Raw genomic sequence first — 13,111 nt, forward strand, 5'->3', positions numbered from 1 at the left:
CAAACACGATCAATTACCGTTACTTGATTAATGCTCTTTTGGCGCGTCCCTACTTGAATAATATATTTGTACTACAAATTGGCGATCGCGCTGTGCCAGTTGCGTAAGTCCTGTTGATAAAGAATTACAATTTCCAAGGAAGCGGCGCTCGATAAGGATTTTCATGTATATCCAACACTTCCCATGTACGAGGATTCACTTGCCCTGTAACTGGAATTTTGTACCGTTGCTGTAAATCTCTCACCGCAGATTCCGTAATGGAACCAAACACTCCATCAACAATTGCCCCACGCGGATTTCCTAACCTAACTCCTGCTGCTCCTAAAAAATTATTATCAAAGAGAATTTTCTGCAACAGTTGAACGCTTCTACCTCGATTCCCACGACGCAGGGTAGGTAATGATATATCGGTATACGCTGTTGCAACCAAAATGGGATGTCCTTGTTGTGGAAATGTTGGTACAATCTGCGCTAACTCTTTCAGAGTCGCTTCGCTGTTTTCATGCCTAAAGGACTGTACGCAGCAGTGCTTCGCCATCGCTGTACTGGCTAGTGAAACTCCAATCAGTTCTGCTACCAGTGCTGTTGGCAAGAATACTTTAGATAACACAGAAGTAATTTGAGGGATTGAGTTTTGAAGTGTTATGGATCTCATCATGCATCTCCTAGTCTGTTCATAAGGATGGGAAGCAGAGCCACTGCGTTGGATGGGTTGCCCGGATTGAAACAAGTGGTGTCCAAGACTGCGACACCTTCACCACTCCACGTCTACGCGCGAACGAGTTAGTTTGCGATCGCCTTTGGCGCTGCGCTCCGCGCAATCGCTGAAGGTACCTGCTGTGAAACGCAACTTGCTGCTTTAATTAAATCCGCTGCTTTTTCGCCAATCATGATGGTCGGTGCGTTCGTATTGCCTGTGGTAATCGTTGGCATGATGGAGGCATCCACAACACGCAACCCCTTAACGCCATGTACTCGTAGTTCAGGGTCTACAACCGCCATTGGGTCAGTGCCCATTTTGCAAGTGCCCACCGGATGCCACACTGTACTGCAAGTTTCCCGGACGTAAGCAACGAGTGCTGCATCGCTCTGCTTGTCGGCACCCGGAGCGATTTCCTTACCGCGAAACTCATCCAAAGCACTTGCACCGAACAAGTTACGGAGTAATTTAATCCCGACAACGAGCTTTTGCACATCAGCTTCACTTTGGAGAAAGTTCATTTGAATCATCGGTGCGTCTTTGGGTTCTGGCGATCGCAAACTGACACTGCCAATGTTTTGAGGATGAGTCAAACAGACGAAACTTGTGAATCCTAAACCAGAGTGTGTATAACCAGGCGGTACCAACACAACGGGACCGAAGAGAAACTGTAAATCTGGCGCAGCATCCAGATTCCCCTCGGTATGCAAAAACAAGCCCGCTTCAGCGATACTACTGGTGCAAGCCGTGTGTAAATCCTGAGTTGCCTCGTGTGCCACGGAGACGACAGGGTGGTCTTGGAGGTTTTGACCAACTCCAGGCAAATCAGCCACTACCGGAATTCCCAGCGCTTGCAGGTGTTCTGCATCCCCAATGCCGGAAAGCATCAGCAGCTTGGGCGAATCGAACGCGCCAGCACTTAAAATTACCTCCTGGTTGACCCTGACCTGGTGCAATGTGCCCTCGTGCAGATATTCCACCCCAACCGTGCGGGTGCCCTCAAACAACAATCGAGTTACCAACGCTCCTGTCGTTACAGTTAAATTGGGACGCTGGAGAATGGGCACAAGGAAGGCAGCTGCGGTACTGTGCCGCTTACCATCCTTGATCGTTAGCTGATAGAGTCCTGCCCCTTCCTGCTGCATTCCATTCGGATCGGGATTGTGGTCATATCCTAGTGCTACTGCTGCATCTACAAAACGTTGGGATACCTCAGCCGGTGCAATGTGATCGGTGACGCTCAACTCTCCATCGACCCCGTGAAATTCAGACGCGCCTCGTGAGGAGTGCTCCGATTTCTTGAAGTATGGCAAGACATCTTGGTAACTCCAGCCGGGATTGCCTAATTCCTGCCAGTGGTCATAATCATGAGGATTGCCCCGCAGATAAATCATGATATTAATCGAACTGCTGCCGCCCAGGACTTTGCCACGGGGACAAAAGATTTTGCGGTTATTCAGGTAGGGTTCTGGTTCAGAGAAATATGCCCAGTCCACAGAGGAGCCTAGTAGACTGAGGCATTGGGACGGGATTTGAATCTCTGGTTTTGTATCTGGGTTACCCGCTTCGAGTAGTAACACCGTTGTGTCACTGTCTTCTGTCAGACGGTTGGCGACCACGCAGCCTGCTGAACCTGCACCAATCACAATGTAGTCATATTGAGTCATGACCTTCTCCTTCTGTGTTGTGTGTAATGGCTTTATGTCGTCAGCAATGAACGGGAATTGATTGGTTTAAATCTTATGAATTCAACAGAGTGACCACCAGGCAAAATTAACCAGTTAAGATGTAACTTAAGCGAGTTTGGTTGCATTTGGGGTAGGCATGACAATGGTCTGCTAGTTGAGCTGGTGAGATATCTTCTTTTGAGACGCTCTTGGCTAGTAACCTCGTAGCTGAGTTGCAACAATCCCTCAACCTTCCTTAGTTTTGTCCCGCCTTAAGCCGCTATCTGCAAAGGTTATGAATGACGGGTAGCGATCGCTCCTCAAATTTCCTCACCCATCGATCGCCCCTCCCATTCCCCCAACCCCCAACCCCCGATCGCCCTTTTTGCATTTACCTGGGTCGTGATCGCCTTAGGCTACACTTGAGAGTAATGCCTACCTAGGAGCTTAAGAGCAATGGTTCAAGCGGTTCCTGAGTTAATGACCTTAGACGAGTTTCTGGACTGGTATCCAGATGGCTACGGTCGTTATGAGTTGTGGAATGGGGTGGTGATTGAAATGCAGCCAACGGGAACCCATGAGCAGGTCGGCGGTTTTTTGGGGGTGAAGCTGGGGGTTGAAATTGACCGATTGACTCTGCCTTACATCATTCCAAGGCAGGCGATCGTCAAACCTTTGGATATGGATAAGTCGGGCTACAACCCGGATGTGATTGTGCTGGATCAGCAGGCGTTGAGTGAGGAACCGCTCTGGAAAAAGCGCTCTACAGTTACTCAGGGCAAATCGGTGCGGGTGATAATTGAGGTGGTGAGTACCAATTGGCGAGATGATTATGGTCACAAGTTTATTGATTATGAGGCGTTGCAGATTCCAGAGTATTGGGTTGTTGATTATTTAGGATTGGGTGGACGGCGATATATTGGGGTGCCCAAACAGCCGACTTTTTCGATCTATCAGTTGATTGACGGAGAATATCAGGTGCAGCAATTTCGAGGCAATGACCGCATTTTGTCCCCGGCGTTTCCAGAGCTGAATTTAACAGCGGCTCAAGTCTTTGCGGCAGGGCTGTAGCGATTACAACACTTTAACGGTGATCATAAACAACGATCGCTCCTCCAATTTTCCCAACCCATTGAGCGCTCTTTTCACACCTGCCACGATTACGTGCTCTTGATACAAAGGATCGCCCCTTCTAATAGTTGCATTGAGCCACTCCCCATCCATCTCACTAAAGCGATCACTAACTGAAACCAAGGCAGCTTCACTCCTTCTCAAAAAGTTGGCGGTTCTTCCCCGATCGCCTCATAAAAGGCACGCTCCGCCGCAGCCGATAGAGCACGTTTGGCATAGCGCTTGAAATTAGCCTCTGACTTGTGACGAGTTAGAGTCTGAAGGGGTGACAAGCAAGCTGAAGGCTTGGTGACTGTACTTTAGACTAACGCGCTCTACTCAGCTGCGCTGAGAAAGCGTAAGCGTAGGAGCGCGGGTTCGAGACAAGAAGAAATCGCTCAGACCCAAAAAATGGAGAATCGAGGGCAGTCTGCAAGAGAAACAGACGCCCCAGGGCGGAAGATGAGACAAGCACAACCAAATCTCAACAACCGCTATGCCAAGTTTTGCTAAACTCAAAGCTTTCCGTCAAGCTGCATACGAGCGCTTAGGTAAAGCCCGTGATGCAACATTTGAATTAACAGATGCGGTCCTATTAACCCGGAACGCTTACTCCCTGGCCGACTTGTCGTTGTGTCCAGTATTTCGACGCAAGTAGCCCAGCATCTATGAAGCGTTGCAAGATAGCCGACCGCAACGGCAAAAATTAATGAAGCTATATAGTGAGCAGATACCTGCATCGGTGCGTCCCATCCTTGCAGGTGACCATACAATCTGGCCACGACCGGAAGCCGTGACACTGCAAGAGCGTACCATTGAGCATTGCTGCACGGCAGTGCCAGGAAATCGTCCGATTGGGATCGGTCAGGGTTATAGTACGATTGCTTGGATACCAGAAGAGTCAGGAAGTTGGGCTTTACCCTTGAGACATGAGAGGATTACCAGTTGGCAAACCCCGATAGAAAAAGCCGCTTGGCAGTTAAGACAAGTCTGCTGTGAGTTACCAGTACGACCGATCTCGTTGTGGGATTGTGAGTATGGCTGTGCTCCCTTCGTCCTCAAGACTGCCGATATCCCAGCAGATAAGTTAATGCGCCTGCGCTCCAATCTTTGTTTATGGACAGCACCGCCCCCCTATGGTGGCAAAGGTCGTCCCCGTAAGCATGGGCAGAAGTTCAAGCTCAATGACTCATCAACTTGGGGAGAAGCGGATGAACACTTAGAAGTGGATGACCCAAAGCTAGGACTGCAGAGAATCCGTCTGTGGTCAAACTTGCATTTCCGAGGCGCAGCTTCACACCCGATGCAACTGTTGCGAGTTGAACGTATCGAGCCGCGACGAGCAGGGTGTCTTGCAAAACCCTTGTGGTTGGCTTGGATAGGAGAGAAGATGCCACCTCTGAGCCAACTGTGGCAGCTCTACTTACGTCGCTTTGCCGTTGATCACTGGTATCGCTTTGCTAAGCAACGCCTTCACTGGACACTACCCAAACTCAGTACTCCTAAACAGTGCGAGCGCTGGAGCGACTTAATGCCACTAATGAGTTGGGAGTTGTGGTTGGCGCGTGATATCGTGGCTGACAATCCTTTGCCCTGGCAAAAGTCCATCCCCAAATTGACTCCCGGTCGCGTAGCTCAAGCGTTTGCCGGAATTTTAGCAGCGATTGATACACCAGCTCGACCTCCTAAACCACGAGGAAAATCTCCCGGCTGGCCTCAAGGCCAGTCACGCCAGCCAAGAACCCGCTATCCTTTAGTCAAAAAAGGCTCAAATCGAGTCATCAAACGCCGAAACAAGTCGGCTTAAGGCACTAAAACCTTCTCTTTTTACTTGGCATTGCTCAAAGACAGTGTTCTTGAGCTAATTTGCCATGCACTTACACTTCAAAATCCCACCGCAAGTGCCTTTCGCTCTACTCAGCTTCGCTGAGTTAGAGCGTCTTAGTCTAAATACCAATGGTGAAACAAGCTTTATAACCCCTTAACCTGCAAAAAGATGGAGGCTTATTGACAGGTTTATTGAGAATTAGCTTTCCTCTGTTCCTTCGCGATTTATGGCTGACAATGCAAAAGTTTGGTTGATTACAGGAAGTTCCACTGGATTTTGGCGATCGCTCACCGAAGCGGTTCTTAAAAAAGGCTTCCGGGCTTTTACGTCTAACTCACTATCATTCCTCAGCTAACAGGGCTTCCATTTGTTTAAGCAGTTTTTCGAGTACTTGTTGCTTTTCAGGATTGTCCCAAAACTTCGCTTTTTGCAAACGATTCGATGTTTCTTTAAAGAGGGTTTTCAGGGACTGAGGTTTTTCTTGAGGCTTCCTTTGCAATCGAATTCGTTCGAGGATTTCTTTAAGTGAAAGATTCTCTTGTATTGCCTCAAAAAGTAACGCTTGCCGAGCTTGAGTATCCTTAAGACGAGCGATCGCTTGTGCCTTGGTGTACTCAATTTGACCCTGCCGCAAGGCTTCAATAACTTCATCCGGTAGGTTGAGTAAAGGCAGCCGACTGCTCACGAAGGATTCCCAACTCATCAGTCCTTCCTAAACTGGGAGGACAATCGATAAAAATAAAATCGTAGTTATCCAAGACAGGAACTAAAGCCTCCTTAAGGCGCATCTCTCGCATCAGAGCGCTAACCAATTCAAGTTCAGCTGCACTTAAGTTGATATTGGAGGGAGCGATATCCAGTCCGTGAATTTTACCCTGAATGGGCAACGGTTCTTCTCCCACAATTGCTTCATACACGGTAGTCTTCAACTCAACCGGGTCAAGTCCTATAAAAGTGGTTAATGAAGCTTGAGGGTCTAAATCGACCAAGAGAACCCGATGCTTTCGCTGCGCTAGATGGTAACCCAAGTTTAGGGTCAGCGTACTCTTAGCGACGCCTCCCGATTGATTAAATAGTGAAATTACCTTGGTCAAGGTGTTGTGCCCTCACACTAAAGTAGTATCCCAAATTATCTCGTCCATAACGGATTTACTCATCATTCCTACAAATCAAACTCTTTCATCAGTGACTTGAACTCTCGGTCAAGAGCATCCTGCCGTTCCTGCCACGGATTGAGTCCCATACCATTCACTTTCACCTCCGTGACATTTGGTTCTCCTGCCAGCCTTTGACAAAGTTTGAGCATCCGACGATTCAGGAAGCTTTGATATTTGAGTTCATTGGCTTGTAGTTGGCGACAAATTCTCTCGTAGGTGCGCTGGTGCATTCCCTTAGGACGCTCTGGAAATGGGGCAAACCCCGATAGGTCGTCACCCCTAGCTCCTAGCTTTCGTCTGAGCTTGACGTTTTCGAGGTTTAGCTGCTCGCGCTCGCCAACCTGACAACTGACATAGGTGAGTTGCTGACAGCGGCGACAGGCTAAAGTTCCCCTAAGTGAACACTGGTAAAGCTTCCCTACACGAGCGCTGCAACACGGACAAAGAAACCAAGGTCGCTGTCCACCGTAGTGGCAATCTGTCCAAGTCACAGACAGCTCATAGTTTTTGCCCAAAAACTTGACTCTTACCTGTTGCGCTTTAGTCGTTAGACTGGGTTTCACCTGACCGATAGATAGCTCTAAGCATTGCTCTACCGTCTGTTTGGGTGTTAATCCTAGAAATCCATATCTTCCTGAACCATATCCGCCCATTTTTTTACCTAAATCATTAGGAAATTTTAGCTGTTTTCACCCAAAAAAATAGCTTGGAGGTGCTGCTATACAAAGCTTTAGGCTATGTCTAATATTTACTTCCGCATCCCCGCTTTTTACCGCTTGCTGTTGACGTGGAGACAGGAGAAGAATAGCAGTTGTTGCACCGCCGATGGGATGAAAAGCGTTGCTAGATAATATCTGACCGACTGGTTTCCACCACACGTGAGCGCAACTGTTCAACCTCATCTAACAGCCGTGCGATCGCTCCCCCTAACGTAGCTGACTCCGTTTCCAACTTGTATTTATCCAGTCGCTCCGACTGAGCGATCGTTTGCCCTTCACTTTTGATTGACGACTTCCCGTCATTCGGGACTTCATAATCGCTTGGGCTTCATCCGGTTCCCGCCTTCCTACCTCAGCCAGTTCCAAAGTATCCCTTTTCGTCAGCTTGGCATCTCTGCTACAGAGCCTTCCTGGGAAATTTTGACTCCAGAACGTTTATCGTCAAGGTTCTGATTCATAACTCTTCAAACCCAGTATCTCTGGGACCAGTAGAAAGCTGTTAAACGCCGTTGGCTACCATCGTCGTCACTGCTTTGACTAGCAGCACCTTCGGTTAGCTGCTAAGTGGCTAACCGCACCCAGTCTGCGGGATACCATTCGGCTTTCCCCGTGTAGGCACAGCGGACAGGACAGTGAGTGAAAAACGGAAAACCCAATGTATCCACCGCCAGATGTCGTTTAATACCATTGGTGGATTTGTAAAAGCTTTTATCTCTTGGACTCGATACTGGCGTTGCAGGTATTCTTCACCGCTTGGGAATCAATGAGCAGCAATGTTGTCCACTTGGCTTTTTTTTCACTTGTTCGCGTACTTGCCCATGTAACAGTTGCATCAGGGCAACGATGGCTCCGGCATCCCGCCACTGCTTGTAATGCCAATAGACGGTTGAGTGCAGTCTAACAATTCAGTTGCCGTGCGATCGCATATCTCGAGGAGTTTTGCCAATACAAGGTCTTCAGGGGAAGCAACAAAAAACTGTTCGACTCCAGCTTCATCAAGCGCAATCTTACGTCGTCTTGCCATTTTGGAGCGGTCAAAGTCAGTATCAGCATTGAGGACAATATCAGCATTAAGCAAGTTTGTTATGTGAGTTACGCTTAGCACTCTACCTCTACCATCTCGAATATCTTGGACTGCTTCAGGTGGACAGTAAAATCCTGCTGTCTCCAGTGCCTCAACTAATTGAGAAATGTTGTCTCGATTTAATTCAATCACCAAATCTAGGTCGCGTGTCGTTCTGGGATCGCCATAGGCTGTAGCGGCAACCCCACCTGTGATGTAGTAAGGGATACCCAGTGTTTCAAAAATTGGGTGTAACAGTCTGGCAATTTCGCTAGGGTCAAATGTCCACATTGATGGGTCACTAGTGGGAGTTAAGACAGGTAACCACTTACTGCCTAATACCGCTCGCGCAAATTGTTCTGTGTAAGTCTCAGGGCAAGCTTTTCTCATGCCACGTAGCGATACAGTCTTTGCCCAACGGGTCAATGAAGCACCCATTTGCCACCGTTGGGAATTGGTCTGTTGCCGAAGTCGGTAAAAATCAACGGCGTCCGTTAATGGCGTCTTGTCCTCTGACTGAGGGCGGTATCCAGGTTTGATAGAGATTTGTGGTGGGGTTTGAGTCATGCTGATTTCCTGCTTTCAAGAGTCGAACGAATCCGCCAACCGTCTTGAAATCCCCCCTTGTAAGTTCTGACAGTTATCATCATAAAGTTGAAGCGTCCCACGGTCAGCTCTCTTTATTTAATTGGTATTTAATTGGTTCGCTTCTTCAGATTAAGATTTTAAGACTTTCATGGTAGCCATGAAGGCTGTCAAAGCTTAAGTAAAATCCGTGTCATTCAAGGAGTTGGAGGTTCTTCCCCGATCGCCTCATAAAAGGCACGTTCTGCCGCAGCCGATAGGGCACGTTTGGCGTAGCGCTTGAAGTTGGCTTCTGACTTATGACGAGTTAGGGTGCGAGCGTGCAGGCTGTCAATGCCCTTGAGCAGGAGTTTTGTAGCATAGGTATGCCTCAAGCGATGCGGTGTCAGGTTATCGATGCCTGCCAGTTGCCCCAACTCCTTAATGATGTAGTAAATCCCTTGGTAACCCAACCGTTCTCCTTTTGAGGGAATCGGAGAGTACGACAAAAATAGAGGTCGGTTTTTGGAGAAGCGCTCTCCGGAGTGCCGTCGCTCCGTTAGGTAAGCATTGAGGCACTCGCGTGCTTGTCGATTGAGGGGAACAGTGCCGCCGCTATCGTCTTTCCCTTTGCGAATCGTCAAGCGTATCCCGTCATAGTCTCCCAGATTGAGCGCTGCCACTTCTCCTGCCCGCAGTCCGTGCAACAGAACAGCTACCAGGGCTGCATTTCGCTTTTGGTGGTCGAGCGGAAGCTGCCCAATCGCTCTGGTAAGCGTCTCCACCTCAGATTCACTTAGGTCAAACGCTGGTGGCGACGGCAGTTTGAAGAGCGCTACGGCTTTGGTGGGATTAGTAGAAAGACTGTCGGGATACGCCTCAATCAGCCAGCCAAAAAAACTTTTCAGGGCAGAAAGCGCCCGGTTGACTGAACTTTCTGCTAGCGATTTTCCCAAGTGCTCTTTGTACTGAACAATTTGTCGCGGCGTAATTTGGCTAATCGGGCGCTCCGTCCACGCCAAAAAGCGTCGCAATTCCCGACGGTAAGCTTTTTGGCTGTTGGCACTAAGCGATCGCGCTTTTAAAAATTCCTCAACCCGCAAGCTTCGCAAGTCAATCGGACTAGCACCAGAAGCTGACACAGGTGCTGGCGAGCGAGGGCTAGGGGAAGAAGAATCTGGGACAACGGACATTAGGGAAACACGCAGCGACGCATTCTCTATTTTCCCTCCTTTGCCGTAAGACTCCATGTAAAATAAGAGAACATTATCTTACCTAAAGTAGGAAATTTTCCTATTGCACAAATCAATTTCAACTTATGTGCAAATGAGGAGGCTGAAAGTGCTGCCAGTCCGTGGCAAAAATTTCACTTTATATGCAAAGTGAAAATCTGGCACATAACTTGAAACGTGATTTCGATAGCTCTTCGGTATCGTGGTTGAATGAGTGTGCGATCGCATCCAACTCCTCTTAGGTGCTAGCTGTTCCTGCAACTAAGTGCGATCGCATAGTACATGGAAGTAGCAAGTTTCGCCAGAGAATATTCTCTAACGCGATCGCGCCAAACTACCCCATTTCGCTCCCAACGTGATCACACCTAAATCTCAAGGTTTTAGACCTTCCGGTGAATTTACCGGAAGGTCAGCTATTGCTGCGATCGTGTTGCTAGGTGCTGCTTGCACACCCCTTCTTGTTGAAATGCGGGAAGACAACAGCTTCTAAAGCGATCGCATCGCCGCCAAAATTTCGTGCTGCCCCTCAATGCAAGCACTGGGCATCTTCTGAGGGAAGGCGCGATCGCACCTCACCCCCCAGCTCCTCCAAATCTCAAAATTCTTGACCTTCCGTTAATATTAACGGAAGGTCGGTAAGGGATGCGATCGCACCCCCCTCGCAGTTAAATGAGATTAGGCTTGGCTTCGGCTCTTGCGGAGGACTGCCCTGTGACGGAAGACCGTTGAGGCGATCGCGGCTAATGCGATTATTAAACTGCGTCAACCTTGGGCTTAGGCTTCGGCTTAGGCTTCGGTTTGGAGGTAGCACCACTGTTTTCTTGGGCAGCGTTGTTGTCTGGAACTGGCTTGGACAAGTGTTTCCGAGCTTTTGATGCCGCCAGTTTTGTCTTCGCCGCAAGAGCTTTATCCTTCTTACCAGCTTTTAGGTAATTAGGTGGCGACTCACAAGGGATTGCTAAAAGCGAAATAAACTCAAAGTTGTCGCTTGCGCTGTTGAACCGGGCTTTGATCTGCACAAAGGACGCTTTGCCCTGAGTTTCCTTATCCAGGTTTTTGTTGAACCGGAATGGGGGCACAGGAGCATCTTGCCAGACTACAGGAATGTGAGATGCCTTCATGAAGTTTACTTTTTTGTCCAAGGGTGCCGATTTGATGTACTCAAGCCGTTGTTTATCAAAGTTTTTAAACACTGAGATGCAGGGCACTCGACAAACTGGAATGAATTGCCATAAACCACAGATTTTGAACTCCAAAACTTCCAGAACGCTCTCTAGCCCCTCTCCAGACGCTGAGTGACTGACAAAACCTGCCAGTTGGAAGGCTAAGCGGTAGGGCTGTTTTCCTCCAGGGAAGTGAGTAATCCTGGGATAGACGATTAACTTTTGCTGGGTAATCCCGGTAGAATCGATCTCTTTTTTAAGTGCCTCATAAGCCCGCTTGTGGGTGCTGGCATAATAAAGTGCATACGACTTTTCCCCGATTGTCACAAAGGTTTTGTCTCCCTCGGTGGTTATCTCACCGAAGATTATGCCAACCGCTTGAAATAAGACCGCCTCAGCGGAGTCAGAGGCGACTTGGTCAGGTACTGGCTCCGGGGTTGATTCTGGGGAAGATGCAACTGGTTCGGTTACTGACTCCGGGTTCTGTTCTGGGGAAGATGCGATCGCATTACTCTCAGGAAGTGAGGTAGGAACGGAACAAGAGGCAGAATCAAGCTCATCCACTGCTTTGTGTGCCACTGGCTCCTCTTCAGGTGCCGCATCGATTTCCGGCTTTTCAATCGATACCGGGGCTTGTTGTTCCTGTGTCGGCTCGGCTATTGAGGCTGAACGCTTAAGTGCAAGAATATTCAATCCCTTGCTTGGGGGTGTTATTTGCTGCTGTGGAAGTTTCTTTTTCATGATGGTAGTTCAACGGAGGATGCCTATCTCAGCCCATCCGTGACAAGTTTTTGTGAGGAGCGGTTTGTCAAGGGGGTAATGGGTACACTTAGGCGAGATCACTTCAGCGCTGGCTTTAAACAACTTCTCTTCGCTCACATAGGTGGCGGAAATTTCGTAAACTTGGGCAAATCTGGGTTCATGTAATCCCAAGGTTGGGCACTCGCGGTGTAAAGATCCATTGTCGGGCGAAACTCACTCGGCTCGTCCAGACTTCCTGCCATAATGCTCAAAAACTCAGCACTCGCTCGTTTACCAAACAATCGGGAACCACAGTTGGGGCAAAATCCACGACTTATCGTTTGTCCGCTCTCACCCGTAACCTCATAGTATTTGACCTCCCCTGTAATCGCGACTGCCTCACGAGGTACAAGCATTGCCGCCGCAAAAGCCGTGCCTGTCGCTTGCTGGCAATCACGACAATGGCAATTTCCCATGACTATGGGTTCTGCTGAACATTCGTAACGCACACAGCCGCACAGGCAACCACCAGTTATTGGTATTTTCACTCTTATTACTCCTATAAGTTGAGCGCTAGCTTCGTTACGGATAATCTTGGCGTGTGGGGCAAACTACGATATTACTGATATTCGAGTGGCGAGACCAGCGATCGCACCCAACAACAAACTCCAAGATGGCTCAACAGCAGATGAACACTCAGAAGTTGTTGGAGAACCTCGAAGCGATTACCCCGATCAGCACAACTAAACCTAGCGCTCGACGAAAGTAGTTCACGCCCTCGAATAGCTCCTGCCACGCCCAAGTAAACAAACAGCCAAAAGCGATCGCGTCTAGACCTATATATCCCTCTTCTGTCACTCTCCGGTTTTTCCTATTATTAATATTTTCTACAAAGGAGGTGTATTAGGGAATACAGCGTTTGCCCATCTAATTTTGGCAATTTCCCTACTCGGATCAATTTCTATGAAGGAAAAAGTCTGCGATCGCCTACCATAGGTTAGTTCTAGACTTCAGCAATGGCAAAAGTTTTCGGAGAGTGACAGAAGAGGGATATCCCTCTTCTGTCACTCTCCGAAATACGAAGTAACAAGAAAGCCAAACTATCCATCAGGAAAAAAAGGTTGAAATTGATTCATGGCATGAATTAACTCGTGAAAGCCGAGCAAC

Annotated in this window: 16 protein-coding genes; 4 read left to right on the plus strand and 12 right to left on the minus strand. The window is 48.5% G+C overall.

The annotated features are described in order from the left end of the window. Positions 1–124: 124 nt before the first annotated feature. The gene (locus H6F98_RS11335; protein WP_242058489.1) at positions 125–658 is read right to left on the minus strand and encodes a peptidoglycan-binding protein; all 534 of its coding nucleotides are present in this window, start codon (positions 656–658) and stop codon (positions 125–127) included. Between the two features lie 125 nt (positions 659–783). Further along, a complete protein-coding gene (locus H6F98_RS11340; RefSeq protein ID WP_192218798.1) occupies positions 784–2,367 on the minus strand; it encodes a GMC family oxidoreductase in 1,584 nt (527 codons plus the stop codon). Between the two features lie 456 nt (positions 2,368–2,823). On the opposite strand from H6F98_RS11340, the gene H6F98_RS11345 reads away from it, so the two are divergent. Continuing rightward, positions 2,824–3,438, plus strand: a complete 615-nt coding sequence (locus H6F98_RS11345) for a Uma2 family endonuclease (protein ID WP_192218799.1) — start codon at positions 2,824–2,826, stop codon at positions 3,436–3,438. Between the two features lie 3 nt (positions 3,439–3,441). Here H6F98_RS11345 and H6F98_RS11350 read toward each other — a convergent pair whose 3' ends face one another. Continuing rightward, the gene (locus H6F98_RS11350) at positions 3,442–3,621 is read right to left on the minus strand and encodes a hypothetical protein (protein ID WP_192218800.1); all 180 of its coding nucleotides are present in this window, start codon (positions 3,619–3,621) and stop codon (positions 3,442–3,444) included. Between the two features lie 17 nt (positions 3,622–3,638). Continuing rightward, on the minus strand, positions 3,639–3,770 hold the full coding sequence (locus tag H6F98_RS34025; protein ID WP_277927565.1) for a hypothetical protein: 132 nt from the start codon (positions 3,768–3,770) through the stop codon (positions 3,639–3,641). A gap of 371 nt (positions 3,771–4,141) precedes the next feature. Here H6F98_RS34025 and H6F98_RS11355 point away from each other — a divergent pair, with 371 nt between their 5' ends. Then, positions 4,142–5,284, plus strand: coding sequence for an NF041680 family putative transposase (locus H6F98_RS11355; RefSeq protein WP_313929839.1), 1,143 nt, complete (start codon positions 4,142–4,144; stop codon positions 5,282–5,284). Between the two features lie 247 nt (positions 5,285–5,531). Beyond that, positions 5,532–5,660, plus strand: coding sequence for a hypothetical protein (locus H6F98_RS34030; RefSeq protein WP_277927566.1), 129 nt, complete (start codon positions 5,532–5,534; stop codon positions 5,658–5,660). Here the strand turns inward: H6F98_RS34030 and H6F98_RS11365 are convergent. The 8 genes from H6F98_RS11365 to H6F98_RS11400 all read right to left on the minus strand — a co-directional run bounded on the left by H6F98_RS11365 (position 5,646) and on the right by H6F98_RS11400 (position 12,492). Then, complete coding sequence (locus H6F98_RS11365; RefSeq protein WP_313929838.1) at positions 5,646–5,990, minus strand: hypothetical protein; 345 nt, start codon at positions 5,988–5,990, stop codon at positions 5,646–5,648. The genes H6F98_RS34030 and H6F98_RS11365 overlap by 15 nt on opposite strands. Then, complete coding sequence (locus tag H6F98_RS11370) at positions 5,953–6,399, minus strand: ParA family protein (RefSeq protein ID WP_192218802.1); 447 nt, start codon at positions 6,397–6,399, stop codon at positions 5,953–5,955. Before H6F98_RS11370 ends, H6F98_RS11365 begins: the two co-directional genes overlap by 38 nt. Before the next feature lie 68 nt (positions 6,400–6,467). Continuing rightward, positions 6,468–7,115, minus strand: coding sequence for a hypothetical protein (locus H6F98_RS11375; RefSeq protein WP_192218803.1), 648 nt, complete (start codon positions 7,113–7,115; stop codon positions 6,468–6,470). 898 nt (positions 7,116–8,013) lie between these two features. Then, positions 8,014–8,811: a hypothetical protein gene (locus tag H6F98_RS11380; RefSeq protein WP_242058491.1), complete on the minus strand. Its 798-nt coding sequence runs from the start codon at positions 8,809–8,811 to the stop codon at positions 8,014–8,016. A gap of 215 nt (positions 8,812–9,026) precedes the next feature. Then, positions 9,027–10,058 (minus strand): tyrosine-type recombinase/integrase, encoded by a 1,032-nt coding sequence (locus H6F98_RS11385; protein WP_199348420.1) that lies wholly within the window; start codon positions 10,056–10,058, stop codon positions 9,027–9,029. A 577-nt stretch (positions 10,059–10,635) separates the two neighbouring features. Then, positions 10,636–10,806 carry a hypothetical protein gene (locus tag H6F98_RS11390; protein WP_192218804.1) on the minus strand — a complete coding sequence of 57 codons (171 nt, stop codon included), beginning with the start codon at positions 10,804–10,806 and terminating at the stop codon, positions 10,636–10,638. Next, positions 10,793–11,944: a hypothetical protein gene (locus H6F98_RS11395; protein WP_192218805.1), complete on the minus strand. Its 1,152-nt coding sequence runs from the start codon at positions 11,942–11,944 to the stop codon at positions 10,793–10,795. The genes H6F98_RS11390 and H6F98_RS11395 overlap by 14 nt, the downstream gene beginning before the upstream one ends. Positions 11,945–12,078: 134 nt before the next feature. Then, the gene (locus H6F98_RS11400) at positions 12,079–12,492 is read right to left on the minus strand and encodes a GFA family protein (protein ID WP_192218806.1); all 414 of its coding nucleotides are present in this window, start codon (positions 12,490–12,492) and stop codon (positions 12,079–12,081) included. Between the two features lie 46 nt (positions 12,493–12,538). Between H6F98_RS11400 and H6F98_RS11405 the strand changes: the two genes are divergently transcribed. Next, complete coding sequence (locus tag H6F98_RS11405; RefSeq protein ID WP_192218807.1) at positions 12,539–12,691, plus strand: hypothetical protein; 153 nt, start codon at positions 12,539–12,541, stop codon at positions 12,689–12,691. Positions 12,692–13,111: the final 420 nt, after the last annotated feature.

This window comes from Microcoleus sp. FACHB-SPT15, assembly GCF_014849525.1.
GTDB classification, from domain to species: domain Bacteria; phylum Cyanobacteriota; class Cyanobacteriia; order Cyanobacteriales; family Coleofasciculaceae; genus Symplocastrum; species Symplocastrum torsivum.